26 protein-coding genes and 3 tRNA genes are annotated in these 24,618 nt (G+C 69.4%); 14 read left to right on the top strand and 15 right to left on the bottom strand.

Translation table 11 applies throughout. The features are described from left to right. Positions 1 to 2: 2 nt before the first annotated feature. From Q673_RS35485 to Q673_RS19920, 6 genes are all read left to right on the top strand, one after another. A complete protein-coding gene (locus Q673_RS35485) occupies positions 3 to 356 on the top strand; it encodes a DUF5455 family protein (protein ID WP_023004378.1) in 354 nt (117 codons plus the stop codon). Beyond that, complete coding sequence (locus Q673_RS19940) at positions 356 to 1,417, top strand: zonular occludens toxin domain-containing protein (protein WP_023004377.1); 1,062 nt, start codon at positions 356 to 358, stop codon at positions 1,415 to 1,417. The genes Q673_RS35485 and Q673_RS19940 overlap by 1 nt, the downstream gene beginning before the upstream one ends. Then, a complete protein-coding gene (locus Q673_RS19935) occupies positions 1,398 to 2,675 on the top strand; it encodes a secretin N-terminal domain-containing protein (RefSeq protein WP_023004376.1) in 1,278 nt (425 codons plus the stop codon). Before Q673_RS19940 ends, Q673_RS19935 begins: the two co-directional genes overlap by 20 nt. Next, entirely contained in the window at positions 2,668 to 3,390 is a 723-nt protein-coding gene (locus Q673_RS19930; protein ID WP_023004375.1) for a TraX family protein, read from the top strand. Before Q673_RS19935 ends, Q673_RS19930 begins: the two co-directional genes overlap by 8 nt. A gap of 99 nt (positions 3,391 to 3,489) precedes the next feature. Further along, a complete protein-coding gene (locus tag Q673_RS19925; RefSeq protein WP_023004374.1) occupies positions 3,490 to 4,779 on the top strand; it encodes a hypothetical protein in 1,290 nt (429 codons plus the stop codon). Then, the gene (locus Q673_RS19920; RefSeq protein ID WP_023004373.1) at positions 4,776 to 5,807 is read left to right on the top strand and encodes a phage integrase; all 1,032 of its coding nucleotides are present in this window, start codon (positions 4,776 to 4,778) and stop codon (positions 5,805 to 5,807) included. The genes Q673_RS19925 and Q673_RS19920 overlap by 4 nt, the downstream gene beginning before the upstream one ends. A gap of 36 nt (positions 5,808 to 5,843) precedes the next feature. On the opposite strand, the gene Q673_RS19915 is transcribed toward Q673_RS19920, so the two are convergent. The 7 genes from Q673_RS19915 to Q673_RS19885 form a co-directional block, all read right to left on the bottom strand. Continuing rightward, positions 5,844 to 5,919, bottom strand: a tRNA-Thr gene (locus tag Q673_RS19915). A gap of 94 nt (positions 5,920 to 6,013) precedes the next feature. Next, a tRNA-Gln gene (locus Q673_RS19910) sits at positions 6,014 to 6,088 on the bottom strand. Positions 6,089 to 6,094: 6 nt separating this feature from the next. Next, positions 6,095 to 6,170, bottom strand: a tRNA-Phe gene (locus Q673_RS19905). A gap of 59 nt (positions 6,171 to 6,229) precedes the next feature. Then, entirely contained in the window at positions 6,230 to 6,502 is a 273-nt protein-coding gene (locus tag Q673_RS19900; RefSeq protein ID WP_023004372.1) for an oxidative damage protection protein, read from the bottom strand. Then, positions 6,499 to 7,614 carry an A/G-specific adenine glycosylase gene (gene mutY, locus Q673_RS19895; RefSeq protein ID WP_023004371.1) on the bottom strand — a complete coding sequence of 372 codons (1,116 nt, stop codon included), beginning with the start codon at positions 7,612 to 7,614 and terminating at the stop codon, positions 6,499 to 6,501. The genes Q673_RS19900 and mutY overlap by 4 nt, the downstream gene beginning before the upstream one ends. A gap of 52 nt (positions 7,615 to 7,666) precedes the next feature. Then, positions 7,667 to 10,021: an AsmA family protein gene (locus tag Q673_RS19890; protein WP_023004370.1), complete on the bottom strand. Its 2,355-nt coding sequence runs from the start codon at positions 10,019 to 10,021 to the stop codon at positions 7,667 to 7,669. After that, the gene (locus tag Q673_RS19885; RefSeq protein WP_023004369.1) at positions 10,018 to 10,476 is read right to left on the bottom strand and encodes an acetyl-CoA sensor PanZ family protein; all 459 of its coding nucleotides are present in this window, start codon (positions 10,474 to 10,476) and stop codon (positions 10,018 to 10,020) included. Before Q673_RS19885 ends, Q673_RS19890 begins: the two co-directional genes overlap by 4 nt. A 156-nt stretch (positions 10,477 to 10,632) precedes the next feature. Between Q673_RS19885 and hisB the strand changes: the two genes are divergently transcribed. From hisB to hisF, 4 genes are read left to right on the top strand one after another with little or no spacing between them, the layout of a single operon-like run. Beyond that, positions 10,633 to 11,226, top strand: a complete 594-nt coding sequence (hisB, locus tag Q673_RS19880) for an imidazoleglycerol-phosphate dehydratase HisB (protein WP_023004368.1) — start codon at positions 10,633 to 10,635, stop codon at positions 11,224 to 11,226. 30 nt (positions 11,227 to 11,256) lie between these two features. After that, complete coding sequence (gene hisH / locus Q673_RS19875; protein ID WP_023004367.1) at positions 11,257 to 11,898, top strand: imidazole glycerol phosphate synthase subunit HisH; 642 nt, start codon at positions 11,257 to 11,259, stop codon at positions 11,896 to 11,898. 33 nt (positions 11,899 to 11,931) lie between these two features. Further along, positions 11,932 to 12,678: a 1-(5-phosphoribosyl)-5-[(5-phosphoribosylamino)methylideneamino]imidazole-4-carboxamide isomerase gene (hisA, locus tag Q673_RS19870; protein WP_023004366.1), complete on the top strand. Its 747-nt coding sequence runs from the start codon at positions 11,932 to 11,934 to the stop codon at positions 12,676 to 12,678. Between the two features lie 4 nt (positions 12,679 to 12,682). Then, positions 12,683 to 13,456, top strand: coding sequence for an imidazole glycerol phosphate synthase subunit HisF (gene hisF / locus Q673_RS19865; protein ID WP_023004365.1), 774 nt, complete (start codon positions 12,683 to 12,685; stop codon positions 13,454 to 13,456). Between the two features lie 58 nt (positions 13,457 to 13,514). Here hisF and Q673_RS19860 read toward each other — a convergent pair whose 3' ends face one another. Together Q673_RS19860 and Q673_RS19855 are read right to left on the bottom strand one after the other, a co-directional pair. Further along, positions 13,515 to 14,099, bottom strand: a complete 585-nt coding sequence (locus Q673_RS19860; protein ID WP_023004364.1) for a YjaG family protein — start codon at positions 14,097 to 14,099, stop codon at positions 13,515 to 13,517. A gap of 173 nt (positions 14,100 to 14,272) precedes the next feature. Continuing rightward, positions 14,273 to 14,566: an MGMT family protein gene (locus Q673_RS19855; RefSeq protein WP_023004363.1), complete on the bottom strand. Its 294-nt coding sequence runs from the start codon at positions 14,564 to 14,566 to the stop codon at positions 14,273 to 14,275. A gap of 49 nt (positions 14,567 to 14,615) precedes the next feature. Between Q673_RS19855 and Q673_RS19850 the strand changes: the two genes are divergently transcribed. Then, a complete protein-coding gene (locus Q673_RS19850; RefSeq protein WP_023004362.1) occupies positions 14,616 to 15,311 on the top strand; it encodes a type 1 glutamine amidotransferase in 696 nt (231 codons plus the stop codon). Here the strand turns inward: Q673_RS19850 and mnmH are convergent. The 5 genes from mnmH to Q673_RS19825 form a co-directional block, all read right to left on the bottom strand. Then, positions 15,280 to 16,407: a tRNA 2-selenouridine(34) synthase MnmH gene (gene mnmH / locus Q673_RS19845; RefSeq protein ID WP_023004361.1), complete on the bottom strand. Its 1,128-nt coding sequence runs from the start codon at positions 16,405 to 16,407 to the stop codon at positions 15,280 to 15,282. The genes Q673_RS19850 and mnmH overlap by 32 nt on opposite strands. Beyond that, a complete protein-coding gene (gene selD, locus Q673_RS19840) occupies positions 16,404 to 17,441 on the bottom strand; it encodes a selenide, water dikinase SelD (protein WP_023004360.1) in 1,038 nt (345 codons plus the stop codon). The genes mnmH and selD overlap by 4 nt, the downstream gene beginning before the upstream one ends. 66 nt (positions 17,442 to 17,507) lie before the next feature. Continuing rightward, positions 17,508 to 18,890 (bottom strand): DNA repair protein RadA, encoded by a 1,383-nt coding sequence (gene radA, locus Q673_RS19835; RefSeq protein WP_023004359.1) that lies wholly within the window; start codon positions 18,888 to 18,890, stop codon positions 17,508 to 17,510. A gap of 82 nt (positions 18,891 to 18,972) precedes the next feature. Beyond that, positions 18,973 to 19,422, bottom strand: a complete 450-nt coding sequence (locus tag Q673_RS19830; RefSeq protein ID WP_023004358.1) for a copper resistance protein NlpE N-terminal domain-containing protein — start codon at positions 19,420 to 19,422, stop codon at positions 18,973 to 18,975. Between the two features lie 93 nt (positions 19,423 to 19,515). Further along, complete coding sequence (locus tag Q673_RS19825; RefSeq protein ID WP_023004357.1) at positions 19,516 to 20,415, bottom strand: AEC family transporter; 900 nt, start codon at positions 20,413 to 20,415, stop codon at positions 19,516 to 19,518. A gap of 117 nt (positions 20,416 to 20,532) precedes the next feature. Here Q673_RS19825 and hisC point away from each other — a divergent pair, with 117 nt between their 5' ends. Beyond that, positions 20,533 to 21,597 (top strand): histidinol-phosphate transaminase, encoded by a 1,065-nt coding sequence (hisC, locus tag Q673_RS19820; protein ID WP_023004356.1) that lies wholly within the window; start codon positions 20,533 to 20,535, stop codon positions 21,595 to 21,597. 82 nt (positions 21,598 to 21,679) lie between these two features. On the opposite strand, the gene Q673_RS19815 is transcribed toward hisC, so the two are convergent. After that, positions 21,680 to 22,474 carry an inositol monophosphatase family protein gene (locus Q673_RS19815; protein WP_023004355.1) on the bottom strand — a complete coding sequence of 265 codons (795 nt, stop codon included), beginning with the start codon at positions 22,472 to 22,474 and terminating at the stop codon, positions 21,680 to 21,682. A gap of 161 nt (positions 22,475 to 22,635) precedes the next feature. Here Q673_RS19815 and trmJ point away from each other — a divergent pair, with 161 nt between their 5' ends. Both trmJ and cysE read left to right on the top strand, forming a co-directional pair. After that, positions 22,636 to 23,385 carry a tRNA (cytosine(32)/uridine(32)-2'-O)-methyltransferase TrmJ gene (trmJ, locus tag Q673_RS19810; RefSeq protein ID WP_023004354.1) on the top strand — a complete coding sequence of 250 codons (750 nt, stop codon included), beginning with the start codon at positions 22,636 to 22,638 and terminating at the stop codon, positions 23,383 to 23,385. A gap of 93 nt (positions 23,386 to 23,478) precedes the next feature. After that, on the top strand, positions 23,479 to 24,330 hold the full coding sequence (cysE, locus tag Q673_RS19805) for a serine O-acetyltransferase (protein ID WP_023004353.1): 852 nt from the start codon (positions 23,479 to 23,481) through the stop codon (positions 24,328 to 24,330). Positions 24,331 to 24,618: the final 288 nt, after the last annotated feature.

The following is a 24,618-nucleotide window of genomic DNA, read 5'->3' as shown; positions in this document are numbered from 1 at the left end:
TTATGGCTGCTCCCTTAGCATTTGCTGGCGTGACTGCTTTGGCTAATGTCCTGGTCAAAGTCGTTGAATGGATTGTCTCGAAGTTTGCCGCCCGATTTACTGTCAGGATGGCTACGTCGCTTGGCTGGATCGCTTTCTATATTGCGCTCCTTGTTGGTTTGGGCGCGACTTTCTCGGCTATTATTTCGGGTATTAGCGCCTCCCTCCCCGGCGATCTCGCCGCTGGGTTGGGAATGGTTAAGCCTGCTAACTTTGAAGCTTGTGTGGCAGCTATATATTCCGCCAAAATTGCGATGTGGGTATTCCACCATAAGCGCCAGATTATCGAGTGGGAGCAGCTGAGGCCCTCTATCTAATGGCTGTTTACGTCGTCACCGGTAAACTTGGTTCCGGTAAAACCCTGGTAGCTGTCGGCAAGATTAAGGACAAGCTGACCCGTGGCTGTCAGGTGGCCACCAACCTCGATCTCAACCTCGACAAGCTGATCGGCGAGAAGGCCCGAAAAACCCGCTGTTATCGCATCCCCGATAAGCCCAGCCTTGCTGACCTTGAGGCCATCGGCACTGGTAACGACTCTTATGATGAGTCTAAGAACGGCCTCTTAGTTCTTGATGAATGTGGTACTTGGTTCAACTCCCGTTCCTGGGCCGACAAGTCCCGTCAAGCTGTGATCGACTGGTTCCTTCACGCCCGTAAGCTGGGATGGGACATTATCTTTCTGATCCAGGATCTTTCGATCATGGACAAGCAGGCGCGTGTTGCCTTGGCCGAACATGTCGTTTATTGCCGCCGCCTCGATCGCGTCACCCTGCCTTTCGTCGGCGCGCTCTATTCCCTGGCCACCGGCGGCAAGCTCCCCCTGCCCAAGGTCCATCTTGGGATCGTCAAGTACGGCGACAGCCCCCAGAGCCTCACCGTCGAGCGCTGGACCTACACCGGTCGCCACCTCTATCCGGCCTACGACACCAAGCAGGCTTTTTCCGACAGCTACCCCCACGGCACGTACAGCTATCTCCCGCCCTGGTACACCCACGGCCTGTTTCGCGTGCCTCGGGATGCGAGGTTCTACGTGCGAATGACTCGAATTTACTGGAAGCGCTTCAACCGCCCCTTCCTGGGCATCTCCGGCTTCCTCTTCGGCTGTTTCCTGACGGTTTCGGTCCTGGTGGTCGACCAGGTCAACGCCCGGTCCCCAGCGACACCCGAAACCCGACCCGGCCCCGAGCTCAGCGAGTTCGAGGGCCTGCGTATCACCAGCTTCGCCCAACTCGGCGATTCCACCGTCTACCGCCTGACCGATGGCGACCGACGCATCACCAGTGACGACCTCAACCGCCAAGGGCTTCACGTCGTCCCGCTCGATGCCTGCCGCCTCCGTCTGCACCGAGGACCCGACCATGTTGAAATTCGCTGTTAGCCTCGGCCTCACCCTGGCCCTGGTCACCACCGCCCACGCCATCCCGGTCCACCTGGAAAACACCGACGTCCGCGACTTCGCTCGCTGGTATGCCGACCAGATGGATCTTCCTCTGGCCATCGATCCCCGCGTCGACGGCACCCTGACCGTCTACGCCGATGACGTCCCCGAGCACGAACTCGGCGACTTCGTGCATGGCGTCCTGGAGGCCCACGGCTTTCAGATCCTTTACGGCAACCCGCCTGTGCTGGTCCCCATGGAGGCGCGAAACGCCACAACTCGCCACGACACCAACGTCACTCAGCCCCCCCAAGACTTCACCCAGCATCTCGACGTGCCCCAGGACCCTCAGGCCACCACCGTCCTGCCCCTGCACAACGTCCGCGCCAAGGATATCGCCCCGCTGATCACTCACTACCTGACGCGCTCGACCGCCGGTTCTATGACCCCGGCCAATGCCCAGGTGCTCGATGCCGCCAATGCCCTCCTCGTGCGTGGCGCCGAGGAACGCCTGGCCGACCTCGAGCAGCTCCTGCCGCAACTCGATGTGCCGCATCCCCAGGTTCTCATCCAGGCGGTGATCTTCGAGCTCGTCGACGGTGACACCTTTGACCTCGGCGTCGCCTTTGGCACCAACGACGCCACTCCCGTCGCCGGCGGCTTCAACACCCGCAACCTCAACGGCTCTCTGGCCGCGCCTGGCCTCTCCTTCGGCATCTTCGACGGCACCAGCCTCGCTCTCGCGGTCAACGCCATCCAGCGCAACAGCAGCGCCCGCGTGCTCTCCACACCCCAGGTCCTCGCCCTCTCCGGCCGCCCCGGCAGGATCTCGGTCGGCCAGAACGTGCCCATCATCACCGGACGTGTCACCGGCCAGGCCGCCGACATCGAGAACCCCTTTCAAACCATCGAGCGCAAGGACATCGGCGTCACCCTCAACGTCACGCCGGTCGTCACCGCCTCCGGCCTGATCGTCATGGACGTCAGCACCACCGCCGACAGCCTCACCGAGTCCCTGGAAGCCGCCGATATCGTCACCAACCAGCGCAGCATCACCACCACCGTGCAGATTCAGTCGGGCCAGACCGTGCTCCTCGGCGGCCTGGTCAGCGAGGACACCACCGAATCCGTCAGTGGCGTCCCGGTGCTCAGCAAGGTCCCCGGCCTCGGTGCCCTGTTCCGCTCCACCTCCACCAGCACCGAGCAGCGCAAGCTCTACGTTCTGCTCCAGGCCACGGAGATTCCCCGTCATGGCTAACCTGACCCTCACCGCCCCCCGCAACACCTGGATTCCCTGGGCGCAATGGCTCGCGGTCACCGCTATGACCCTCGAGCATGCCGCCCGCTTCCTGCTCCCCGAGGTGCACGCCCTCACCCCCTGGGCGCTGCTCATCGGTCGCACCGCCCTTCCCTTGTTCGCCGCTATGGTCGCCTGGCATGCCGTCCATAACACCCGCGACCCGCTTGGCTACGCCCTTCGTCTGTTGCTGATCGCCGTTATCGCCCAGCTACCCTTCGCCCTGGTCACCGACAGCGACAAGCTCAACATCGTCTTCACTCTTGCCCTGGGGCTACTGCTGGCTGTTCCCCTGGTGCGCTCCGACCGGCTCACCGTCACTCTGGCCCTGGTCTTCGCCACCGCCGCGACCCTGGCCGCCCCGTCCATCGAATACGGCGTCCCTGGTCTTCTCCTGGTGCCGGCCTTCGCCCTCGCCTTCCAGCCCGCCCCGGCACCCTGGCGCCCCTTCCTAGCTATCCCCACCGCTCTGGTCGCCTTCCACCTCAACCCGGCCTTGGTGCTCAACCTGGTCAGCCTCGCCACCGCCCTTGGCCTGGCCTACCTGCTGGCACGCGGCTCCGGTCACCTGGCCACGCGCATCGCCCCCATGCCCCGGCCGTTGTGGCTCACCTGGTACCCCCTGCATTTCGTGGTGATCGCGTTGCTTCAAGCCCTCACCTTTCCCCCCAGCTAGGCCGTGAGGGGGCGAGACCCTCCCTGTAACACGTCTCGCAGAGTGACAACGTCACTGACTATGAGAGCTCACTAACGCACATTGAAGGGAATTAAAAAAATGAATCGATGGGAACGCTATTCACCTGAATCGCTGGCCAGGGGCGAAGCCGACACCTACGGCCGTCTGTTCATCAGTCCCAAGGGCCAGCGCGAGCTCGACCGGGTCAGAATCCTGCATGCCGGCGTGGACACCGTCCGCCAGCTCTATCGCGGCACTCCTTGCCTGTCTCAGTTCCACGAGATCATCGAGGCCTATCACGAAGGCCGTGGCGCCAAGATCGACCTCTTCGGCACTACCTGGGCTGTGGGTGCCGGCGCTGCCGGCTCCGGCTTCCGCTACCGCCTGCAGAACAATCAGCTCGGCGTGATCATCTTCTTCCAGGCCCGTCACGTGAAGGTCGACACCCTCGGTACCCACCTCAAGATCGAGCTATCGCCCCACTTCATTCACGAGCTCGACCCCAGCGAGTGCCAAGCCTTCATGGACAATATCGCCAAGCACATGCTCGCCCACCTCGAGCCCGCCGGCTGCGCCGTCCACCTCGCCCTGGACGTCCAGGGCTGGGAACCGCCCAAGGACTTCATGGATCGCTTCGTCACCCGCTCCAAGAAGGTCATGAAGATCGACGGCATCGACTCCCTCACCCTCGAACAGGGTGGCATCGCCACCACCTACGGCCGCGCCGAAACCCTCATGTTCGGCACCGCCGGTGCCCTCCAGTGCGCCATCTACAACAAGACCCGCGAAGCCCACCACCGCGACAAGATCCACTTCTGGGAAAATATCTGGAAGGACGCCACCACCGACGACCTCGCCCAAGCTTACGATCCCGACGCCGATGTCTGGCGTATCGAAATGCGCTTCCATCAGTCCGTGCTCGCCGAGTACGCCCGCGCCATCCCCTGCAACGTCGACACCGGCGAAGTCCTCGACGACACCGGCTTCGCCCGCTTCCTCGACACCGTCCCTCACCTCACCGGCCTCTGGCGCTCCGCCATGCAGTCCTATCGCCTGGATCACTCCCGCAACCTTATCGACCCCGCCTGGCAGCTCCTCCAGGACGACGCCCGCTTCTACTGCGACGCCCCTGACTTCATGTACAAGCGCGCCCGCAAGGCCCCAGGCCTCGGTAACGAAAAGAACATCTGCCTCGCCTTCGGCAACCTCATCAGCATCTATGCCCGCCAAGGCTTTCGTACTCACCAAGCTATCCGCTACCTGCAACGCTCCGGCATGTGGGACGACCTCGCCGAGTACTACCGACGACGCGGCGTTGACGCCGGCGATTTCCGCCAGCTCGTCGAGCAACGTCTACTGGAACGACGACTTCTCGGGAAAGCGGCATGACGATCCGCAAGGTCAAGACAGGCTGGCAGGTCGACATTCAGCCAGGCGGCCGTGGATCTCGCCGCATCCGTAAAACCTTCAAAACACAGGCCGAAGCCAAGCGCTTCGAACGCCACGTCCAGGGCAAGGCCTCTGCGGGTCACGACTATGCCCCGCCCAAGCGCGACACGCGTACGCTCCGGGATCTCGTCGACCTCTGGCACGCCCATCATGGCCACACCCTCAAGAGTGGCCCCGACCGGCTGCGCTCACTCCGCAACCTCTGTGCCGCCCTCGACAACCCCCAGGCCGACGCCTTCACCGCCCAGGACTGGGCCGAGTACCGCACCCGTCGCCTCCAGGAGGTCAAACCCTCCTCCGTGAACCACGAACACGCCTATCTCAAGGCCGTCTTCTCCGAGCTCCAACGCCTCGACCTCTGGCAGGGCCCCAACCCCCTCGCCAACGTCCGCAAGATCCGCACAGACGAGACGGAAATGGCGTTCCTCACCCTCGACCAGGTCCGCCTCCTTCTGGCCCACCTCAAGGCCAAGCCCAACCGGGATTGCTATTTCATCACCCTGCTTTGCCTCTCCACCGGCGCTCGCTGGAGTGAAGCCCAGACCCTTCGCGCCGAACAGCTCGGCAAGTATCGCGTCACCTTCGTTGCCACCAAGTCCGGCAAGACCCGCACCGTCCCCCTCGACGCTCGACTCGTCGGCCAGCTCCGCCACCGCCGTCCGCTCGGCCGCCTCTTCGTCAACGCCTACAAGGCCTTCCAGACGGCGATCCAGGATCTCGGCTTCCAGCTCCCTCGCGGTCAGCTCACTCACGTCCTCCGTCATACCTTTGCCAGTCACTTCATGATGAATGGCGGCAACATCCTCGTCCTGCAACGCATCCTGGGCCACCAATCCATCACCATGACCATGCGTTACGCCCACTTCGCGCCCGACCACCTTGAAGAAGCCGTTAAGCTCAACCCCGTCGCCCACCTCGGTCGACACAATGTTGACACGCACAAAAAAACCGCCAGCGAGGGCGGTTGATATAGCGTCTAAGACGCTGAAAAATAAAGGCTTAAATGGTGCCGGCACCAGGAGTCGAACCCGGGACCTACTGATTACAAGTCAGTTGCTCTACCAACTGAGCTATGCCGGCGATGCCGCGCTTGCCACGGCGTGAGAGGATTCGGCCCTCTCAGCGAGAAAGACCGTGAACAGGGTCCACGGTCTTTCGGAAACGAGGTTGGCGATGGCTGGGGTACCAGGATTCGAACCTGGGAATGCCGATACCAAAAACCGGTGCCTTACCACTTGGCGATACCCCAGCAGCGTGGTGGCCAGAGACGGAATCGAACCGCCGACACGGGGATTTTCAATCCCCTGCTCTACCAACTGAGCTATCTGGCCTTTGCCAACGGTGCGTATTAAACCCTAACCGCCTTTCCCCGTCAACCCCTTTCGTTTCATCAGGATGAGGGCGGGACATAGCCCTCGGCCTGGTCGGTCTCGCGGTTGTCCAGGAAGCGCTCCATCTGCTCCATCAGGTACTCCCGGGAGGTCGGGTCGAGCATGTTGAGGTGCTTCTCGTTGATCAGCCGGGTCTGCAGCGCCTGCCACTCCTCCCAGGCCTGCTTCGAGACGCTGGCCTGGATCTCCTGACCCTTCTTGCCGGGCAGCGGCGGGAACGGCAGGGCCTCGAGCTCCTGCTGGTACTTGCGACAGAATACGGTCTGGCTCATGGACTCTCCTTGGAAATGCTCTCTTTGGGGCTCGGCGGCGCCTCGAGGGTGAAGGGGGCCAGGCTTGCCAGCAGGCGCTTCACCGGTGCCGCCAGGCCCAGGGCATCGGGTCGTGCGGGGTCGTACCAGCGGCGGCTCTCGCCGATCGAGTCGAGGCGCGGGATCCGCGCCGGGCGCGGGGTGATCTCCAGTCGGAAGTGGCTGAAGACATGGACGAAGGGGTTCCAGGCGGGCGCGAGCTCGCTGCTCGGTGCATGGGCGTCCAGCCAGGCCTCGAGGGCCGGGGCATCATCGAACTGGGGCAGGCTCCAGAGCCCGCCCCACAGGCCGCTGGAGGGGCGTTGCTCCAGCAGCACGCGCCCTTCGGCGTCGCGCAGCAGCAGCATCTGGGTGGCACGGGTGGGCAGCGCCTTCCTGGGCTTCGATTCCGGGAAGCGGCGCTCCTCGCCCCGGGCATGGGCCAGGCACACGTCGGCGAAGGGGCAGCGCCCGCATTCCGGCGTGCCGCGCCGGCACAGGGTGGCCCCCAGGTCCATCATCGCCTGGGTGTAGTCAGCCAGCCGCTCGTGGGGGGTGTAGTGCTCCGCCAGGGCCCACAGCCGGCGCTCCACCGCCGGGCGTCCGGGCCAGCCCCGCTCGGCATGCAGCCGGGTGAGGCTGCGCTTGACGTTGCCGTCGAGGATCACCGCGCGGCGCCCGCGGCTCTGGGCGACGATGGCCCCGGCGGTGGAGCGGCCAATGCCGGGCAGCGCCGCGAGCGCCTCCACCGCCTCCGGCAGCTCGCCGCCGTGTTCGTCGACGATCACCTGCGCCGCCTTGTGCAGGTTGCGCCCGCGGGCGTAGTAGCCGAGCCCGGTCCACAGGTGCAACACCTCGTCCTGCTCCGCCCCTGCCAGGGCGGCGACGTCGGGAAACCGCGCCATGAAGCGCTCGAAGTAGGGAATCACCGTGGTCACCTGCGTCTGCTGCAGCATGATCTCGGAGACCCACACCCGGTAGGGAGTGCGGTCACGCTGCCAGGGCAGGTCGTGGCGGCCATGGGCGTCGAACCAGTCGAGCAGGCGACGCTGGAAGGCCTGGGGGGCCAGGACGGGGGTCGGCGTATCGCTCATCGGTACTCAAAAAAAGGCGCCGGCACGGGGCCGGCGCAGGGACTGACTTGGCTCACTCGAAGAGACCGCGCAGGGCGTCGCGGAGTTCCCCGCCGGCCTCCCCGCCGATGCGCTCCTCGAGCTGGTCGAGGGCGCCACCGAGGCGCTCCTCCACCTCCTCGCCGGCGCGCTGCTGCAGCTCCTGGCGCAGGGCCTCGCCGATGGCCCCCTGGAAGGCCTCGCGATCGAAGCGGCACCACTCGGCGCTGTCGCCGTCGAGGTTACCCTCGCAGCGTACCGGGAAGGGCAGGCGCTCGAGGCGCGGGTTGACCTCGCAGGCGAGGTCGGCGGTATCCACCACCCGGGCCGCGCCGCGCAGGTCGAAGCGCCGGCTGGTGAGGTCGAGCCAGCCCTCGCCGCCCATGTCGATGCCCGGCAGGGTAATGGTGAGGTCGTCGCTCTCCATCACCCCCTCGCGGAACACCAGGGTCGCCTCGGCGCGGTCGAAGCGGGTATCGGGGGCCCAGTCGCGCTGGGGCTGCTCGCCCTCCAGGGTCGCCACCGCGGTGCACAGCTCGCGGGAGGCGTTGACCTCGAGGATGGCGCCGTCGTCGAGCCGCGTGACCAGGCGCCCGCCGAGGCCACGGCGCATCTCGGGCCAGGCGTTGCCACGGGTCGTCAATTCGCCCTCGACGAAGACGCGACCGCGCAGCGGCGCCTTCTCCTCACCCTCGCCCAGCGCTTCCAGCAGGGCATCGACGCGCACCCGCTCCAGGCGGGGGGCCAGCCGCCAGGCGGCGGGCTCGCGGGTGAGGTCCAGCTCTCCCTGGGCGGCGAGGCTGCCCTCGTAGAAGGCGGCCTCCAGCGTCTCCAGGCGGTGGCGCCCGTCGCTGCCCGCCAGCGCCAGGGTGACATCGGTGGCATCCAGCCCGGCCAGCCGCAGTTGGCTCAGGCGCAGCTCGGCATCCAGCGACAGGGGGTGCAGCCATGCCAGGGGCAGCGGTTGCGGCTCGCCCTGGGCGAAGGCCCGTGCCACGCCGGGGAGCGCCAGGCCGGCGCTCGCCTCGGCCTCGCCCTGGCCGGGCGGCAGGTAGGCATCCAGGTCGAGGCTGTCCCCCTGCAGCTCGGCCTCCAGGCGCTCGCCGCCGAGGCCGGCGTCGAGGCGGCCGGTGAAGGTGCTGCCGTCCAGCAGCAGGGTCAGGCCGGTCAGCGCCACCCGGTCCAGGTCCCCCTCCAGGGGGCTGGTCAGGGCCACATCGGTAAGGGCCTCGGGATCCGTGGTGGCAGGCAGGCGATCGAAGCGCTCCAGCCAGGGGCGCAGGGAGAGGGGCGCTAGGCGCAGCTGGCCGTCATAGCGGGGCGCCTCGCCCAGCCCGGCCAGGTTGAGGTTGCCGCTCAGGCGCAGGCCATGCTCGCCGGTCAGCTCCAGGTCACGCAGCCGGGCGGCGCCCTCCGCGAGGTCCGCCTCCATGGCGAGCGCCAGGGTGAGCGGCAGCGGCGACTCCCCCAGGGCGGGATGCGCCAGGGTCGCCTCCAGGGTGGCGGGCTCCAGCTCCAGGCGGCGCTCGGCCATGTCGACCACCAGGCGCTCGCCCTCGAGCGCCAGGTCCTGGGAGGGCTCCATGCCGGGCAGCCGGTTGCTGGTGGCCAGGGAGAACGCCTCGAGGGTGTAGCGGCGCTCGGCCAGCGCCAGGGTAAGGCGGCCATTGACGTCCACGTCGCTGGCCAGGAGGGGCACGGTGTCGTCGAGCCCCGTCGAGGTGTCGTAGCCGAGCACCTGGAAGCTGGACTGCAGTGGGAAGGGGTTGCGCGGATTGACGTTGCGACCGCTGACCGAGAGCCCCTTGAGGCGCAGCGAGCGGTCGCCGGCCCGGTCACGGTAGTTCACCTCGCCGTCCCTGACCTCGACGCTGGCGATGTTGAAGGCCACCGTCAGGCCGCCACCGCCACCCGGCACCGGCGCCGAGGAGGCGCCTGCCGGCCGGGGGGCAGCGGCCTCCTGGTCGGGCGCGGCCAGGCGCTCCACCAGGGGCTCCCAGTTGCCGCGCCCCTGCTCGTCGCGCACCAGGTTGAGGCGCAGGCCGTTGAGGGTCATGCCGTCGATGGCCACCTCGCCGCGCATGAGCGAGGCCACCCCCAGGCTGACCTCGGCGCGCTGGAAGGCCATGAAGGCAGGATCCTCGCCTGCCGCCTGCGCCGGCAGCCAGGCCTGGGCCAGCTCGACGCTGACCCCGAGCCGCGGGTAGAAAGACCAGGCGATGGGCCCCTCCAGGGCGAGGTTCAGCCCCGTCTGCTCCTGCACCACCGCCTCGAGACGGGGCTTGAGGTCCTCGGGATCGAGGAAGGTGGTGACATAGATCACCGCCGCCACCGCCAGCACGGCGACGATGCCGATGGCGGCCAGCAGGGTGCTGAGCAGTCGCTTCATCGCGGGGCCTCCGGAGGCTGGCCGGGCAACACCAGGCGATAGTGGTCACCGTCGCGGTCGAGGCGATAGCCGAGCCGCGAGAGCAGCACCTGGTCGGCCATCTGCAGCTGGGAGGCCTCGGCGCACAGGCGACGCCCCTCGGCGGCCGCCGCCTGGCCGACCAGCGCCAGCAGGCGCGTCCCCACCCCGCGGCGACGGGTCGGCTTGCGCACGCAGAAGTGCGACAGCCACCAGGCCGTGCCGTCGTCGCGGCATGCCATGGCGCCGATCAGGCGGTCGTTGAAGCGGGCACAGAGGAAGGCGTACCCCGCCGTCAGGTGCTGTTCGATGAAGGCGTCGACCGGAGCGGGCAGCCGCTCGGCGGGGGCATCGGCGTAGATGCGGGCGAGATCGGTCTGGGCCTGGGCATCCGCTTCCCAGGCGCCCCGATCGACGGGGTGCAGAGTCACCGGCATGAAAAGAACCTCCCTGAGCCGGGACGGCAGCGGGCGCCACCGTGCGACGGGCAATATGGTGAATGGGGGCATTGTAGCGGATGGGCGTCGCGATTCTCTATAATGGCGGCTTCGTCATCGCCCCTTCCCACTGCGCCCCGGCGCTGGAGAGCCTTAATGTCCGAGCGTATCGCCACGGTCAGCCGTGACACCCAGGAGACCCGGATCCGCGTCTCCGTCAACCTCGACGGCAGCGGCAAGCTGAACTGCGAGACCGGCGTGCCCTTCCTCGATCACATGCTCGACCAGGTGGCCCGCCACGGCCTGATCGACCTCGACATCCACGCCGAGGGCGACCTGCATATCGATGATCACCATACCGTCGAGGACCTCGGCATCACCCTGGGCCAGGCCTTCGACCAGGCGATCGGCAACAAGCGCGGCATCTACCGCTACGGCCACGCCTATGTGCCGCTGGACGAGGCGCTCTCGCGGGTGGTGGTGGACTTCTCCGGCCGCCCGGGGCTGTTCATGGACGTCGCCTTCACCCGCGCCGTCATCGGCCGCCTGGATACCCAGCTGTTTCAGGAGTTCTTCCAGGGCTTCGTCAACCATGCCCGGGTGACCCTGCACATCGACAACCTGAAGGGCGAGAACGCCCACCACCAGGCGGAGACCATCTTCAAGGCCTTCGGCCGCGCCCTGCGCATGGCCGTGGCGCCGGACCCGCGCATGGTCGGGCAGATGCCCTCCACCAAGGGCAGCCTGTAAGGCCCTGTACCACCCAACGAGGAGCGCCCCATGACCATTGCCGTCATCGACTACGGAATGGGCAACCTGCATTCCGTCGCCAAGGCACTGGAGCACGTCACCCACGAGAACGTGGTGGTCACCCGTGACCCCCGCCGCATCCTCGGCGCCACCCGCCTGGTGCTGCCCGGCCAGGGCGCCATTCGCGACTGCCTCGGCGAGCTGGAGAGGACCGAGCTGCGCGGCCTGGTGGAGGAGCTGCTAGCCAGCCAGGAGAAGCCGCTGCTGGGCATCTGTGTGGGCCAGCAGATGCTGCTGGAGCGCAGCGAGGAGAACGGCGGCGTCGACTGCCTGGGCTTCCTCGGCGGCGAGGTGAAGCGCTTCCCCGCCGACATGCGCGACGACCTGGGCCAGCGCCTCAAGGTACCCCACATGGGCTGGAACCTGGTGCACCAGCACCGCCAGCACCCGCTGTGGGAGGGTATCGACCAGGACGAGCACTTCTACTTCGTGCACAGCTACTACGTGGCGGCCAGCGACGAGGCGTGCGTGTACGGCACCACCGACTACGGCCGCGTCCAGGCCCATGTGGCCATCGGCCGCGACGCCACCTTCGCCGTGCAGTTCCACCCCGAGAAGAGCTCGCGGGCCGGCCTCAGGCTGCTCGAGAACTTCGTACAATGGACGCCCTGAACTGCGCCCATCCCGAATCCACAGGAGCCTGACATGCTGGTAATTCCCGCCATCGACCTCAAGGACGGCCAGTGCGTGCGCCTCAAGCAGGGGCGCATGGATGACGCCACCACCTACGGCGACGACCCGGTGGCCATGGCCGAGCGCTGGGTCGACGCCGGCGCCCGCCGCCTGCACCTGGTGGATCTCAACGGCGCCTTCGAGGGCAAGCCGGTCAACGGCGAGGCGGTGACCGCCATCGCCCGCCGCTACCCGACGCTGCCGATCCAGATCGGCGGCGGCATCCGTAGTGCCGAGACCATCGAGCACTACCTGGCCGCCGGCGTCTCCTACGTGATCATCGGCACCAAGGCGGTCAAGGAGCCCGACTTCGTCGGCGAGATGTGCCGCGCCTTCCCGGGCCACGTGATCGTCGGCCTCGACGCCCGCGACGGCTTCGTGGCCACCGACGGCTGGGCCGAGGTCTCCCAGGTCAAGGCGGTGGACCTGGCCAAGCGCTTCGCAGATGACGGCGTCGCCAGCATCGTCTACACCGACATCGCCCGGGACGGCATGCTCAACGGCGTCAACGTCGAGGCCACCGCGGCGCTTGCCCGCGACGGCGGCCTGCCGGTGATCGCCTCCGGCGGGGTGACCAACCTCGACGACCTGCGCGCCCTGGCGGCCGCCCGGGAGCCCGGGATCCTCGGCGCCATCACCGGCCGCGCCATCTACGAAGGCAGCCTGGACCTCGCCGAGGGCCAGCGGCTGTGCGACGAACTCGCCCGCGAAGGGAGCTGACACCATGGGACTCGCCAAGCGCATCATCCCCTGCCTCGACGTCGACGCCGGCCGCGTGGTCAAGGGGGTCAACTTCATCGGCATCCGCGACGCCGGCGACCCGGTGGAGATCGCCCAGCGCTACAACCAGCAGGGCGCCGACGAGATCACCTTCCTCGACATCACCGCCAGCCACGAGGACCGCGGCACCACGGTGGAGATGGTCGAGCGCATCGCCGGCGAGGTGTTCATCCCCCTCACCGTGGGCGGCGGCATCCGCACCTGCGATGACATCCGCACCATGCTCAACGCCGGCGCCGACAAGGTCTCCATCAACACCGCCGCGGTCACCAACCCCGAGTTCGTGCGCGAGGCCGCCGAGCGCTTCGGCAGCCAGTGCATCGTGGTGGCCATCGACGCCAAGAAGGTCTCCGCCGAGGGCGAGCCCGAGCGCTGGGAGATCTTCACCCACGGCGGGCGGCGCCCCACCGGCCTGGACGCCGTGGAGTGGGCGAAGAAGATGGTGGAGTACGGCGCCGGCGAGCTGCTGCTCACCAGCATGGACCGCGACGGCACCAAGGCCGGCTTCGACCTGGGCGTGACCCATGCCATCGCCGAGGCGGTGAGCGTGCCGGTGATCGCCTCCGGCGGGGTGGGCACCCTCGACCACCTGGTGGAGGGCGTGGTCAAGGGCGGCGCCGACGCCGTGCTCGCCGCCAGCATCTTCCACTTCGGCGAGTACACCATCCCCGAGGCCAAGCGCTACATGGCCGAGCGAGGGATCGAGATGCGGCTGTAGGCAAGCGAAGGGCCCGCCACTTGGCGGGCCCTTTGCGTTTCGGCCGGCGTGCCGGCGACTACTCCTCGGCGGAGAGCCCCAGGTTGCTGACGCCCTCGTTGCGCCCCAGCCGGCGCAGCGCCTTGAGCGCGTCGCGATCCAGCGGGCCCGCCTCCACCGCCTCCAGCACCGCGTCCTGGAAGTCGTTCTCGTCCGCCATCAGCGGATGCTCGCGCACCAGGGCGGCCAGGCGCTCGCCGTCCTCCTCGCCCTCGGTCAGCTCGATGAAGGCTCGCACGCCTCCTCGCGACGCACGGCTCACCTCCAGCACCGCCTCGGGCGCCTCGCCCTGCAGGGTGTCGAGCAGCGCCGAGAGCGCCGCCACCGCTTCGGTGGCACGCCGCGCCCCGAAGCTGTCGTCCCCCTCCGGCGGCGCCAGCTCGGCGAGCTTCTCCGCCTGGCGCTCGAAGTCGATCCGCGCCTCCCTGACCGAGAGACGCTCCCAGACCAGCTCGAGGATGGCGCGCAGCCCCGCCGGGTTGCCGTGGCCGGTGGTCTGGGCGTAGAGCGCATAGTTGGGCAGCAGCCGCTCGCACAGCGCCGCCATGAAGGCCTGCTGGCGGCGCGGCTCGAGGCCCTGCAGGCGCTGAAAGAAACCGCTCATGGACTCTCCTTGACGTGTACCTGTCTAAAATCTGTGCCTTTAAGCTCACAAAATCAGCGAGGCCCCGGGGATAGGGCGAAGAGGGGGTCCGAGGACCAGGGAAGGCCGAGGTAGCGTACAAGGAGGTATTCACAGCGCCCCCTCGCAGAACTATCGCCGGGACAGACCGAGCGTCACGGCCACATGCGCTCCGCCGGCGCCCGGCCACGGGCATCCAGCAGTACCCCCTCGGCGGCCAGGCGCTGGCGCTGTTGCGCGGCGCCGGGATGGTCGGCCAGCTTGCGTGAGGCGGTGATGATGCGGAACCACGGCAGGCCGTGGCCTTCGGGCAGCTCACGCAGGGCACGCGCCACCAGCCGCGGCGTGGCCCCCTCGGCCATGGCGGCGATGCGGCCGTAGGTGGTCACCCGCCCCGGCGGGATCTCGGCGATGACGGTCAGGACCTGTTCCCTCCAGCCGGCCTTCATGTACCCTTGCGCTCCCCTATCCGTTGCATCCGCTGGCGAGGTTTCCCCCATGCATGTTCATCTGCTGCAGCACGACCCGCACCGGGGTCCGGCACGCCTGGCCGACTGGCTGACCAGCATGGGCCACAGCCACACGGTGTTCCACCTCGACGCCGGCGAACTGCCGCCCAGGCTCGCCGACGGCGACGCCCTGATCCTGCTCGACGGCCCCGAGGGCCCCCTGGACAGCGACCGGCTGCCGTGGCTGAAGGGCGAGCGCAAGCTGGTGGCGCGCGCCCTGGATGGCCACAAGCCGCTGCTCGGCATCGGCTTCGGAGCCCGCCTGATCGCCGAAGCGCTGGGCGCCGTGGTGGCCCGCGGGACCTTCGCCGAGACCGGCTGGCACCCCGTCACCCTGGCCGCGGAGAACGGCCTGGACCTGCCCGAGCGGTTCGACGCCTTCATGTGGCACCGCGAGGTCTTCTCCCTGCCCGAGGAGGCCGTGGCGCTGGGCGGCAGCGCGGCGAGCCCGCTGCAAGGCTTCGCCTGGGACGGCGGCCGCGTGCTGGGCCTGCTCTGCCACCTGGAGGCCACCGCCGAGAGCGTCGAGGCGCTGCTCGCCCATGTAGCCCCGCCCGAGGGCAGCGACGCCAGCCCCCACGCCCAGGACGCCGCGGCGATGCTCGCGGACCCGCGGCGCTTCGACCGCCTCGCCCCGCTGCTCGACCGCCTGCTCAGCCAGTGGCTGCGGAGCGCGGCGGCGTGACCGTCCCCTGCTCCGCGGACCACTGCCGGGCCACCGCCAGACAGCTCTCCCAGTCGCCTACGTGGAGGAAGTGGCCCGGGTCGCGCTTCTCCAGCTGGTAGCGGTACATGGGGTCGTAGTACTCGGTGAGCAGCGGCGCCAGCCACGCCTCGTGGGCCTGGGGGTTGCCGCGCTCGTGCTCGCGGAAGGCCAGCGCCTGGAGCCGCTGCAGCCGCGCCAGGCGTGCGCTGCCCAGGCGCTTGCGCAGCTTGGCCAGGGACTCCTCCAGCTGCTTGCGCATCAGCGTCCAGCCCAGCCACTCGCCGCACTGGCGACGATAGACCGCCCACAACTCCTCGATGTAGTCGCGATGGATCTGCGCCAGGCGCCAGTCCAGCGGCATCTCCACCCGCACCCGCGGGGCGCGCTGCATCGCCTCCCAGAAGGCCAGCGGCAGGTTGGCGCCGCCGATATGGCGCGACTCGTCCTCGACCACCACGGGGCCCGGCAGGTCGAGCAGACGCCGCCCCATGGCGTGCTCGAAGTCGATCTGGCTGGGCGCCTCCAGGGGATGGCGACCGAAGGCGGAGCCCTTGTGACGGGCGCAGCCCTCGAGGTCGAGGCCGTTGTCCAGGGCCAGCACCAGGTCGGTCTTGGCGCAGCCGGTGAGGCCGCCCACCACCAGCAGCGGCTGGGCGGCGGCGGCGTCGATGCGCGCGCAGAGCGCCTGACGCATCGCCTTCCAGCCGCCGCGGATGCGCGGCCGGGTGATGCCGGCCTCGGCCAGCCACTGCTGGGCGATCCGCGAGCGCAGCCCGCCGCGGAAGCAGTAGACGATGGCGTCGGGGTGGCGCGCGAGCAGCTCGCGCCACGCCGCCACCCTCGCCGCCTTGACCTCGCCGGCGACCAGCCGCCCGCCCAGGGCGATCGCCGCGGCCTGGCCGCGCGCCTTGTACTCGATGCCGACCAGGTGGCGCTCGTCGTCGTCCATCAGCGGCAGGTTCACCGCCCCCGGCAGCGCCCCCTGGGCGAACTCCACCGGGGCCCGCACGTCGATCAGTACCCGCCCCTCGCGCAGCAGCGCGAGGTCGGGCTCGACCAGCGGCAGCTCGCTCATCCCTGCACCTCGAGGCGCGCCGCGCCGCGAGCCGGGACGATCTCGCCGAAGGGCGCCAGGGTCAGGCCGTGCTGGCGGCCGATGCGCTCCACGTCATCCTCCCAGGCCGGGTCCACGGCGAGCAGCAGGCCACCGGAGGTCTGGGGGTCGCAGAGCCACTGCCAGTGGGCCTCGTCCATCTCGGGCAGGCTCTCGCCCAGCGCCTGGCGGTTGCGCAGGGTACCGCCGGGTACCGCACCCTGGCGGCGGTAGGCCTCGGCCTCGGCCAGCCGCGGCAGGCGGCGGAAGTCGATGCGGGCGGCCACCTCGCTGGCCTGGCACACCTCGATCAGGTGGCCGGCGAGGCCGAAGCCGGTGACGTCGGTCATGGCGTGCACCCCGGCGACACGCGCCAGCTCCTCGCCGATGCGGTTGGCGCGCAGCATGGTCTCCCGGGCCAGCCCCTGGTGGCCGGGCTCCAGCAGCCCCTTCTTCTCGGCGGTGGTCAGCATGCCCACCCCCAGCGGCTTGGTCAGGAACAGCAGGTCGCCGGGCCTGGCGCCCTTGTTGAGCTTGAGGTGGGCGAGGTCGACCAGGCCGTTGACCGCCAGGCCGAAGATCGGCTCAGGGGCGTCGATGGAGTGGCCGCCGGCCAGGGCCACGCCCAGCTCGCGGCACACCGCCTGGGCCCCGGCCATGACGTCGCCGGCCACCTCGGCGGGCAGCGTGTCCAGCGGCCAGCCGAGGATGCCCAGCGCCATCACCGGGGTGCCGCCCATGGCGTAGATGTCGCTGATGGCGTTGGTGGCGGCGATACGCCCGAAGTCGAAGGGGTCGTCGACGATGGGCATGAAGAAGTCGGTGGTGGCGATCATGCCGCGGCCGTCGCCGAGGTCGTAGACGGCGGCGTCCTCGCGGCCCTGGTTGCCGACGATCAGCCGCGAGTGGGTCGCCCCGGGGCCGGCCTTGGCGAGGATGCCGTCGAGCACGTCGGGGGCGATCTTGCAGCCGCAGCCGGCACCGTGGCTGTACTGGGTCAGGCGGATGGCGCTCATCGAAGTCTCCTCAGGTTCGTTGCCGATCATTCTACACCAGGGGCCTCGCCCACCGCGCCCGGCCCGCTATAGCGCCTCCAGGGCGTCGGCGAGCTTGTCCACGGCGACCACCTCCATGCCCTCGGGGCCGCGCTTGGGGGCGTTGCCCCGCGGCACGATGGCGCGGGTGAAGCCGTGCTTGGCGGCCTCGACGATGCGCTCCTGGCCGCTGGGCACCGGGCGGATCTCGCCGGAGAGCCCGACCTCGCCGAACACCACCAGCTCGCGGGGCAGCGGCCGGCCCTGCAGGCTGGAGACCACCGCCAGCAGCACCGCGAGGTCGGCGCTGGTCTCGAGCACCTTCACGCCCCCCACCACGTTGAGGAAGACGTCCTGGTCGCCGGTGAAGAGCCCGCCGTGGCGGTGCAGCACGGCGAGCAGCATGGCCAGGCGGTTGGCGTCGAGGCCCACCGCCACCCGCCGCGGGTTGCCCAGCGGCGAGTCGTCGAGCAGCGCCTGCACCTCCACCAGGATGGGGCGGGTGCCCTCCCACACCACCATCACCAGGCTCCCCGGGGCCTGCTCCTCGGTGCGCGACAGGAAGATGGCGCTGGGGTTCTTCACCTCCTTGAGGCCGTGCTCGAGCATGGCGAAGACGCCCAGCTCGTTGACCGCACCGAAGCGGTTCTTCTGGCCGCGCAGGGTACGGAAGCGCGAGTCGGCGCCCCCCTCCAGCAGCAGCGAGGCGTCGATCATGTGCTCCAGCACCTTGGGGCCGGCCAGGGTGCCATCCTTGGTGACATGCCCCACCAGCAGCAGCACGGTATCGCTGCCCTTGGCGAAGCGGGTCAGCGCCGCGGCGGATTCGCGCACCTGGGCCACGCCCCCGGGGGCCGAGGCGATCTCCTCCAGGTGCATGGTCTGGATGGAGTCGATGATCAGTATCTCCGGGCGCTCGCGCTCGGCCACCGCCAGCACCGTCTCGACGCTGGTCTCGGCCAGCATCTTGAGCCCCTGGGTGGGCAGCTGCAGGCGGTGGGCGCGCATCGCCACCTGGGAGAGCGACTCCTCGCCGGTGACATAGAGCACCCGGCGCGACTGGGCCAGCTTGCAGGCGGTCTGCAGCAGCAGGGTCGACTTGCCGGCACCGGGGTGGCCACCCAGCAGCACCGCCGAGCCCGGTACCAGGCCGCCGCCCAGCACCCGGTCGAACTCGGCGAAAGTGGAGGAGAGCCGGGGCACCTCGCCGAGGTCGACCTGGGCCAGGTCGACCACCTCGCGGGTCAGGGCGCCGGCGTAGCCGCTGCGCGCCGCGCCCGAGGCGGCGCCACTCCCCGCCCCGGGCCGCGCCGTGGCCAGGCGCACCTCGCTCAGGGTGTTCCATTCCCGGCAGCTGGTGCACTGCCCCTGCCACTTGCGGTACTCGGCACCGCACTCGGTGCAGACGAAGGCGCTCTTTGCCTTGGCCATGGCTCTCTCGTCACTGGGGGTGGCTGACAACGGCAGGGGGCGGCCCAAGGCCGCCCCCCGTTTCACGCGCTGGCGCGGGCGATCACTGCCGCTGGAGCTGCAGCATCTCGCTGTTCTGGAAGCGACGACGCTGGGGGTCGATCAGCTCCAGGGTCTGGGGGTCGAGGCGCAGGAAGTAGTAGATCTGCCCCTCGCCGTCCGGCGTCAGCTCGTAGACGGTGGCGTCGGGCTCCTCGGCGGTGCCCTGCAGCACCTCCCAGTTACCGGCGTAGTTCTCGTCCGGCGGACTCTGCGGGTGGCCCCGGTAGGAGGCGTTGAGCTCGAAGGTGCGCTCACCGGCGGCGGCCTGCTCGTCGCCGCGCAGCAGCACGTCGAGGTCGATGCCGTCGCAGTTGCGGCACGGCAGGGTGCCCTGGTAGCGCTCCTCGTCGGGCTCCACGGCGGCGCCGTCGGGGCCTCCGGTGGGGCCGGCGGCACAGCCGGCGAGCAGTGCGAGCAGCGCCGAGCCGGCAAGCAAGGTCCTGATTTGCATATGTGTCCTCCTGGGCAGTGGGCGTGACACCGTGTACCGCTGTCCACGGCGGCCTGAGTCACAGCATAACCGCTGATACGCCCGGCGCACAGGTCAGCCGCCGACGGCGGCCTGCACATGGGCGAACACCAGCGCCAGCACCACCGGCATCACCACCAGCGACCCCAGGTTGCCGATCAGCACCAGCGAGGCGACCTTGTGGGGTTCCTGGCGATACTGCTCCGCCACCAGGTAGTTAAGCACCGCCGGCGGCAGGGCGGCGAACACCCACAGCGCCGCGGCCTGCAGGCCGGAGAGCCCCAGCCACCACACCAGCGGGGCGGCCAGCACCAGCCCCGAGAGCGGGCAGAGCAGCGCCCCCAGCAGGCCGGTCTTCCAGTCGGAGAAGTCGATGTCCAGCATGCGCACGCCGAGGGCGAAGAGCAGCAGCGGGATGCACACCCCGCCCAGCATGTGCAGCGCCTCCAGCAGCCAGCCGGGCAGCGGCAGCCCGAACAGGTTGACCGCCAGGCCGGCGAAGGTGGCCAGCACGATGGGCAAGCGAAGGATGCGCAGCAGCGACGAGCCGGGGCTGAGCATCCACAGCCCCACGGTGAAGTGCAGCAGCATCTCGACGATGAACAGCACCACCGCCGCCGGCAGCGCCGCCTCGCCGAAGGCCAGCAGCAGCAGCGGGATTCCCATGTTGCCGGAGTTGTTGAACATCATCGGCGGCAGGAAGGTCTTCACCTCCAGGCCCAGCCAGCGCACCAGCGGCCACAGCACCAGCCCCGAACCCAGCACCACCACCGCGCCGCCCAGCGCCAGGCCGGCATACTCCTCCAGCGGCGCCTGGCCGTCGGCCAGCACCGCGAACACCAGCATGGGCACGAAGAGCTCCATATTGAGGGTGTTGAGGGTGGCGATGTCGGGGCTGCGGAAGCGACCGTAGAGGGTGCCGCAGCCGGCGATCAGGAATACCGGCAGCAGGGTGGCAAGGATCTGGGCGGTCATCGCGGACTCTTGTGAGGGTGGCTCGGATGGCCGCCCAGCCTAGCATGAAGGTGGCTTGCGCGGCCCGGCCGCGCGGGTCACCATGCTCCCATCCCCTCCCAGACCCGAGCGAGAGCCATGAGCAAGTTCTGGAGCCCCGAGGTGCGCGAGTTGACGCCCTACGTGCCCGGCGAGCAGCCCCGCGAACGCCTGATCAAACTGAACACCAACGAGAACCCCTACCCGCCGGCCCCGGGAGTCGAGGCCGCGCTGCGCGACTTCCCCGCCGACCACCTGCGCCGCTATCCCGACCCCGAGTCCCGCGCCCTGCGCGAGGCGCTGGCCGAGTCGCTCGGCGTGTCGGCGGAGAACGTCTTCGTGGGCAACGGCTCCGACGAGGTGCTGGCGCTGGCCTTCCAGGCCTTCTTCCGCCAGCCACGCCCGCTGGAGATGCCGGCGATCACCTACAGCTTCTATCCCGTCTACTGCCGGCTCTACGGCGTCGAGCGCCGCGCCCTGCCGCTGGCCGCCGACTGGACGGTGGACCTGGACGCCTTCTCCGCCGAGGCGGGCGGGGCGATCTTCGCCAACCCCAACGCCCCCACCGGCCACGGCCACGGCCGCGCGGCCATCGCCGCCCTGCTCGAGCGGCTCAGCGAGGCGGTGGTGCTGGTGGACGAGGCCTACGTGGACTTCGGCGGCGAGAGCGCGGTGCCGCTGGTGGAGCGCTTCCCCAACCTGCTGGTCACCGGCACCTTCTCCAAGTCGCGCAGCCTCGCCGGCCTGCGCCTGGGCTATGCGGTGGGCTCCCGGGAGCTGATCGAGGGGCTCGAGCGGGTCAAGGACTCCTTCAACTCCTACCCGGTGGATAGCCTGGCCAGCGCCCTGGCGATCGCCTCCCTGGCCGACGACGCGCACTTCGCGGCCTGCCGCGAGCGGGTGATCACCACCCGCGAGCGCACCCGCGCCTCGCTCGCGCGGCTGGGCTTCGAGGTGCTGCCGTCCCAGGCCAACTTCCTGCTGGTGCGCCACCCCGACCAGGACGCCGCCCAGCTGTTCGTGGGGCTGCGCGAGCGCGGCATCCTGGTGCGCCACTTCAACACCGAGGCGCTGCGCGACCACCTGCGCATCAGCATCGGCACCGACGACGAGATGACAAGCCTCGTCGAGGCCCTGGAGCTGCTCTGCCAGGCGCCGGCCTGAACGCCGACACCAGGCGGCCAGAAACGCGAAAGCCCCGCGACGCCGAAGCGTCGCGGGGCTTTCTTATGCCGGGCCCGGGGGCTCAGAAGTGCGGCTTGAGCTGCTGCACCAGGGCCTTGTAGAGGCGCGGCCCGGCCGCCATCAGGCGCCCCTCCACGGCCACCGTGGGCTGGCCGTCGGGGGTGCCCATCAGCGCACCGGCCTCCTTGAGCAGCAGGCTGCCGACATGCATGTCCTGCTCCTCCAGGCCCAGCACGAAGGCGGCATCGGCGCGCCCGGAGGCGAGCTCGGCGAGGTCGAGCAGGCCGCTGCCGGTGGCGCGCTGGGTCTCCACCACCGGGCCGAGCTGCTGCACCAGGGTCAGGTAGTCGGGCAGGTAGCGGTTGCGCAGCCAGGTCTCGGGCAGCCCCATGGCGATGCGGGTGCCGCCGACGGCGTGGCTCTTGGGCACACGGATACGCTTGCCGTTGTGCTGGGCGCCGCGGCCCCGGCTGGCCAGGTACTCGTCGTCGCTGAAGGGGCAGATCACCACCGCATGCTCCGGACGGCCCTTGACCAGGCACACCAGCGACAGGGCGAAGCCGGGGGCGGCGACGCCGAGGTTGGAGTAGCCGTGGAAGGGTTCGATGCGCCACAGCACGTCGCGGCCCTCGCCCTCTCCCTCGCGGTGGGGCGTGAAGCGGCCGGCGACGCCGTGCTGGGGGTAACCGCGGGAGAGCTGACGCACGATCAGAGACTCGGCGTTGCGGGCGGCGTCCTCCAGCAGACGATCGAGGCTGTGCTCTTCGTGGGCGTTCTCGATGCGCTCGCGGATGCGCAGGAACTGCTCGCCGGCGCTGCGGGCGGCGCGCAGCGCGAATTGGACCATCGGATGCATGATCGGGCCTTGGGAGTCGGTGGTGTTAAAGAACGGGCGTTCGCGTCGAACGTTGGCGCGAATCCTAGCAGAAGCGCGCGGGGCGCGCCATCGGGCTCGAAGCGCGAGGCCGGCATGCTAGACTTCCCCCCTTCCGCTCCACCAGCCTCACGGGAAGCCCCATGCTCGACCGCCTGCGTATCGTCCTGATCGGCACCAGCCACCCCGGCAACATCGGCGCGGTGGCCCGCGCCATGCACAACATGGGCCTGGCGGACCTGGCCCTGGTCGCCCCGCGCTGCGAGCCGGTCACCGCCGAGAGCGTCTCGCGGGCCTCCGGCGCCGACCACCTGGTCCACGCCGCCCGGGTGGTGGACACCCTGGAGGAGGCGGTGGCCGACTGCACCCTGGCGGTAGGCGCCAGCGCCCGCTCGCGCACCCTGCCCTGGCCGATGCTCACCCCCCGCGAGCTGGGCGCACGCCTGCCCGAGGAGCTGGCCGGCCCGGACGCCCGGGTGGCGCTGGTGTTCGGCCGCGAGGACAGCGGGCTGACCAACGCCGAGCTGCAGCGCTGCCACGCCCATGTGCATATCCCCACCAACCCGGACTTCAGCTCGCTGAACCTGGCCGCGGCGGTGCAGGTGCTGGCCTACGAGTGCCGCCTGGCCTGGCTCGAGGGGCAGCCCGGCGAGCCGCCCGAACCCGACCAGGCGCTCGCCACCCACGCCGAGCTCGAGCACTACTTCGCCCACCTCGAGCGCACCCTGGTGGCTATCGGCTTCCACGACCCGGCGACCCCGCGCCAGCTGATGGCCCGGCTGCGCCGCTTCACCCTGCGCGCCCGCCCGGAGCGCATGGAGCTCAACATCCTGCGCGGCATCCTCTCGGATACCGAGAAGCTCGCGCCGCCGCAGAGCGACGCCGAGCGCTGAGCGCCGCCTTGAAGGGGGCTCTCGCCGCCCCCACACTGAAGCCATTCTCCTGGCGGCATGCCGCCCGCCCCACCCATTCCCAAGGACCGCCGCATGTTTCGACGCCTGCGTGAGGACATCAACAGCGTTTTCGACCGCGACCCGGCGGCACGCAACTTCCTGGAAGTGCTGACCAACTACCCGGGCCTGCATGCCCTGCTGATCCACCGGCTCAGCCACCGCCTGTGGCGCGCCAACCTGTGCTGGCTGGCGCGCAGCCTCTCCACCTTCTCGCGCTGGCTCACCGGCATCGAGATCCACCCCGGCGCCACCATCGGCCGACGCTTCTTCATCGACCACGGCATGGGCGTGGTGATCGGCGAGACCGCCGAGGTGGGCGACGACGTCACCCTCTACCAGGGGGTGACCCTGGGCGGCACCAGCTGGAACAAGGGCAAGCGCCACCCCACCCTGGAGGATGGCGTGATCGTCGGCGCCGGCGCCAAGATCCTCGGGCCCTTCAGCGTCGGCGCCGGCGCCAAGATCGGCTCCAACGCCGTGGTCACCAAGGAGGTGCCGGCCGGCGCCACCGTGGTGGGGATCCCCGGCAAGATCGTCAAGCGCGCCGACCCCGATGCCGCCGAGTCGCTGGAGGTGGACCCCGAGCGCCGCGAGGCGATCCGCCGCAAGTTCGGCTTCGATGCCTATGGCGTCAGCGAGGACATGCCCGACCCGGTGGCCCGCTCCATCCAGGCGATGCTCGACCACATGCACGCCGTGGACGAGCGCCTGGAGCGCATGTGCCAGACCCTGCGCAAGGTGGATGCCAGCTACCGCGAGGGCGAGCTGCCGGAGCTGCGCGACGAGGACTTCGCCGAGGTGCTCGACGACGCCTGCAAGATGCCGGAGAAGGCCCCGGCCACCGAGGCGACCGCGAAGGCCGGCGAAGGGGAGCGACGGGGCTAGGGCACCCCAAAGGCTAAAGCAGTTATCCATGCGGCAATAGCGAAAGGCGCCGGGGACAGGCCGAAGAGGGGGTCCTATGCCAGGGATGGCATCGGTAGCGCCCAGGGACGGGTTCACAGCGCCCCCTCGCAGGCCTGTCGCCGGGAAAGCCTTGAGCGGTGCTTCCATCTGCGATTGCCCTGAGGCCACAGCTAATGGTTGACCATGCCACTGGGTCTTTCCCATAATGCACGGTCAGTTCGACCGCTCCCCCCCGGAGCCGACGCTTACCCAACGCCGCCCAGGCGG

Origin of the sequence: Halomonas sp. PBN3, assembly GCF_000475415.1 — a bacterium.
GTDB lineage: Bacteria > Pseudomonadota > Gammaproteobacteria > Pseudomonadales > Halomonadaceae > Halomonas > Halomonas shengliensis.
This window is presented reverse-complemented; position numbering and strand designations above follow the sequence as displayed.

Excerpts from the sequence above, each read along its gene's own strand:
- Q673_RS19860 (WP_023004364.1), bottom strand. The coding sequence starts at position 14,099 with ATGAGCGGTTTCTTTCAGCGCCTGCAGGGCCTCGAGCCGCGCCGCCAG.
- mutY (WP_023004371.1), bottom strand. The coding sequence starts at position 7,614 with ATGAGCGATACGCCGACCCCCGTCCTGGCCCCCCAGGCCTTCCAGCGT.
- radA (WP_023004359.1), bottom strand. The coding sequence starts at position 18,890 with ATGGCCAAGGCAAAGAGCGCCTTCGTCTGCACCGAGTGCGGTGCCGAG.
- Q673_RS19925 (WP_023004374.1), top strand. The coding sequence starts at position 3,490 with ATGAATCGATGGGAACGCTATTCACCTGAATCGCTGGCCAGGGGCGAA.
- selD (WP_023004360.1), bottom strand. The coding sequence starts at position 17,441 with ATGAGCGCCATCCGCCTGACCCAGTACAGCCACGGTGCCGGCTGCGGC.
- Q673_RS19940 (WP_023004377.1), top strand. The coding sequence starts at position 356 with ATGGCTGTTTACGTCGTCACCGGTAAACTTGGTTCCGGTAAAACCCTG.
- Q673_RS19885 (WP_023004369.1), bottom strand. The coding sequence starts at position 10,476 with ATGCCGGTGACTCTGCACCCCGTCGATCGGGGCGCCTGGGAAGCGGAT.
- trmJ (WP_023004354.1), top strand. The coding sequence starts at position 22,636 with ATGCTCGACCGCCTGCGTATCGTCCTGATCGGCACCAGCCACCCCGGC.
- Q673_RS19815 (WP_023004355.1), bottom strand. The coding sequence starts at position 22,474 with ATGCATCCGATGGTCCAATTCGCGCTGCGCGCCGCCCGCAGCGCCGGC.
- hisF (WP_023004365.1), top strand. The coding sequence starts at position 12,683 with ATGGGACTCGCCAAGCGCATCATCCCCTGCCTCGACGTCGACGCCGGC.
- Q673_RS19930 (WP_023004375.1), top strand. The coding sequence starts at position 2,668 with ATGGCTAACCTGACCCTCACCGCCCCCCGCAACACCTGGATTCCCTGG.
- Q673_RS19935 (WP_023004376.1), top strand. The coding sequence starts at position 1,398 with ATGTTGAAATTCGCTGTTAGCCTCGGCCTCACCCTGGCCCTGGTCACC.
- Q673_RS35485 (WP_023004378.1), top strand. The coding sequence starts at position 3 with ATGGCTGCTCCCTTAGCATTTGCTGGCGTGACTGCTTTGGCTAATGTC.
- hisC (WP_023004356.1), top strand. The coding sequence starts at position 20,533 with ATGAGCAAGTTCTGGAGCCCCGAGGTGCGCGAGTTGACGCCCTACGTG.
- hisA (WP_023004366.1), top strand. The coding sequence starts at position 11,932 with ATGCTGGTAATTCCCGCCATCGACCTCAAGGACGGCCAGTGCGTGCGC.
- Q673_RS19920 (WP_023004373.1), top strand. The coding sequence starts at position 4,776 with ATGACGATCCGCAAGGTCAAGACAGGCTGGCAGGTCGACATTCAGCCA.
- hisH (WP_023004367.1), top strand. The coding sequence starts at position 11,257 with ATGACCATTGCCGTCATCGACTACGGAATGGGCAACCTGCATTCCGTC.
- Q673_RS19890 (WP_023004370.1), bottom strand. The coding sequence starts at position 10,021 with ATGAAGCGACTGCTCAGCACCCTGCTGGCCGCCATCGGCATCGTCGCC.
- Q673_RS19825 (WP_023004357.1), bottom strand. The coding sequence starts at position 20,415 with ATGACCGCCCAGATCCTTGCCACCCTGCTGCCGGTATTCCTGATCGCC.
- hisB (WP_023004368.1), top strand. The coding sequence starts at position 10,633 with ATGTCCGAGCGTATCGCCACGGTCAGCCGTGACACCCAGGAGACCCGG.
- cysE (WP_023004353.1), top strand. The coding sequence starts at position 23,479 with ATGTTTCGACGCCTGCGTGAGGACATCAACAGCGTTTTCGACCGCGAC.
- mnmH (WP_023004361.1), bottom strand. The coding sequence starts at position 16,407 with ATGAGCGAGCTGCCGCTGGTCGAGCCCGACCTCGCGCTGCTGCGCGAG.
- Q673_RS19830 (WP_023004358.1), bottom strand. The coding sequence starts at position 19,422 with ATGCAAATCAGGACCTTGCTTGCCGGCTCGGCGCTGCTCGCACTGCTC.
- Q673_RS19855 (WP_023004363.1), bottom strand. The coding sequence starts at position 14,566 with ATGAAGGCCGGCTGGAGGGAACAGGTCCTGACCGTCATCGCCGAGATC.
- Q673_RS19850 (WP_023004362.1), top strand. The coding sequence starts at position 14,616 with ATGCATGTTCATCTGCTGCAGCACGACCCGCACCGGGGTCCGGCACGC.
- Q673_RS19900 (WP_023004372.1), bottom strand. The coding sequence starts at position 6,502 with ATGAGCCAGACCGTATTCTGTCGCAAGTACCAGCAGGAGCTCGAGGCC.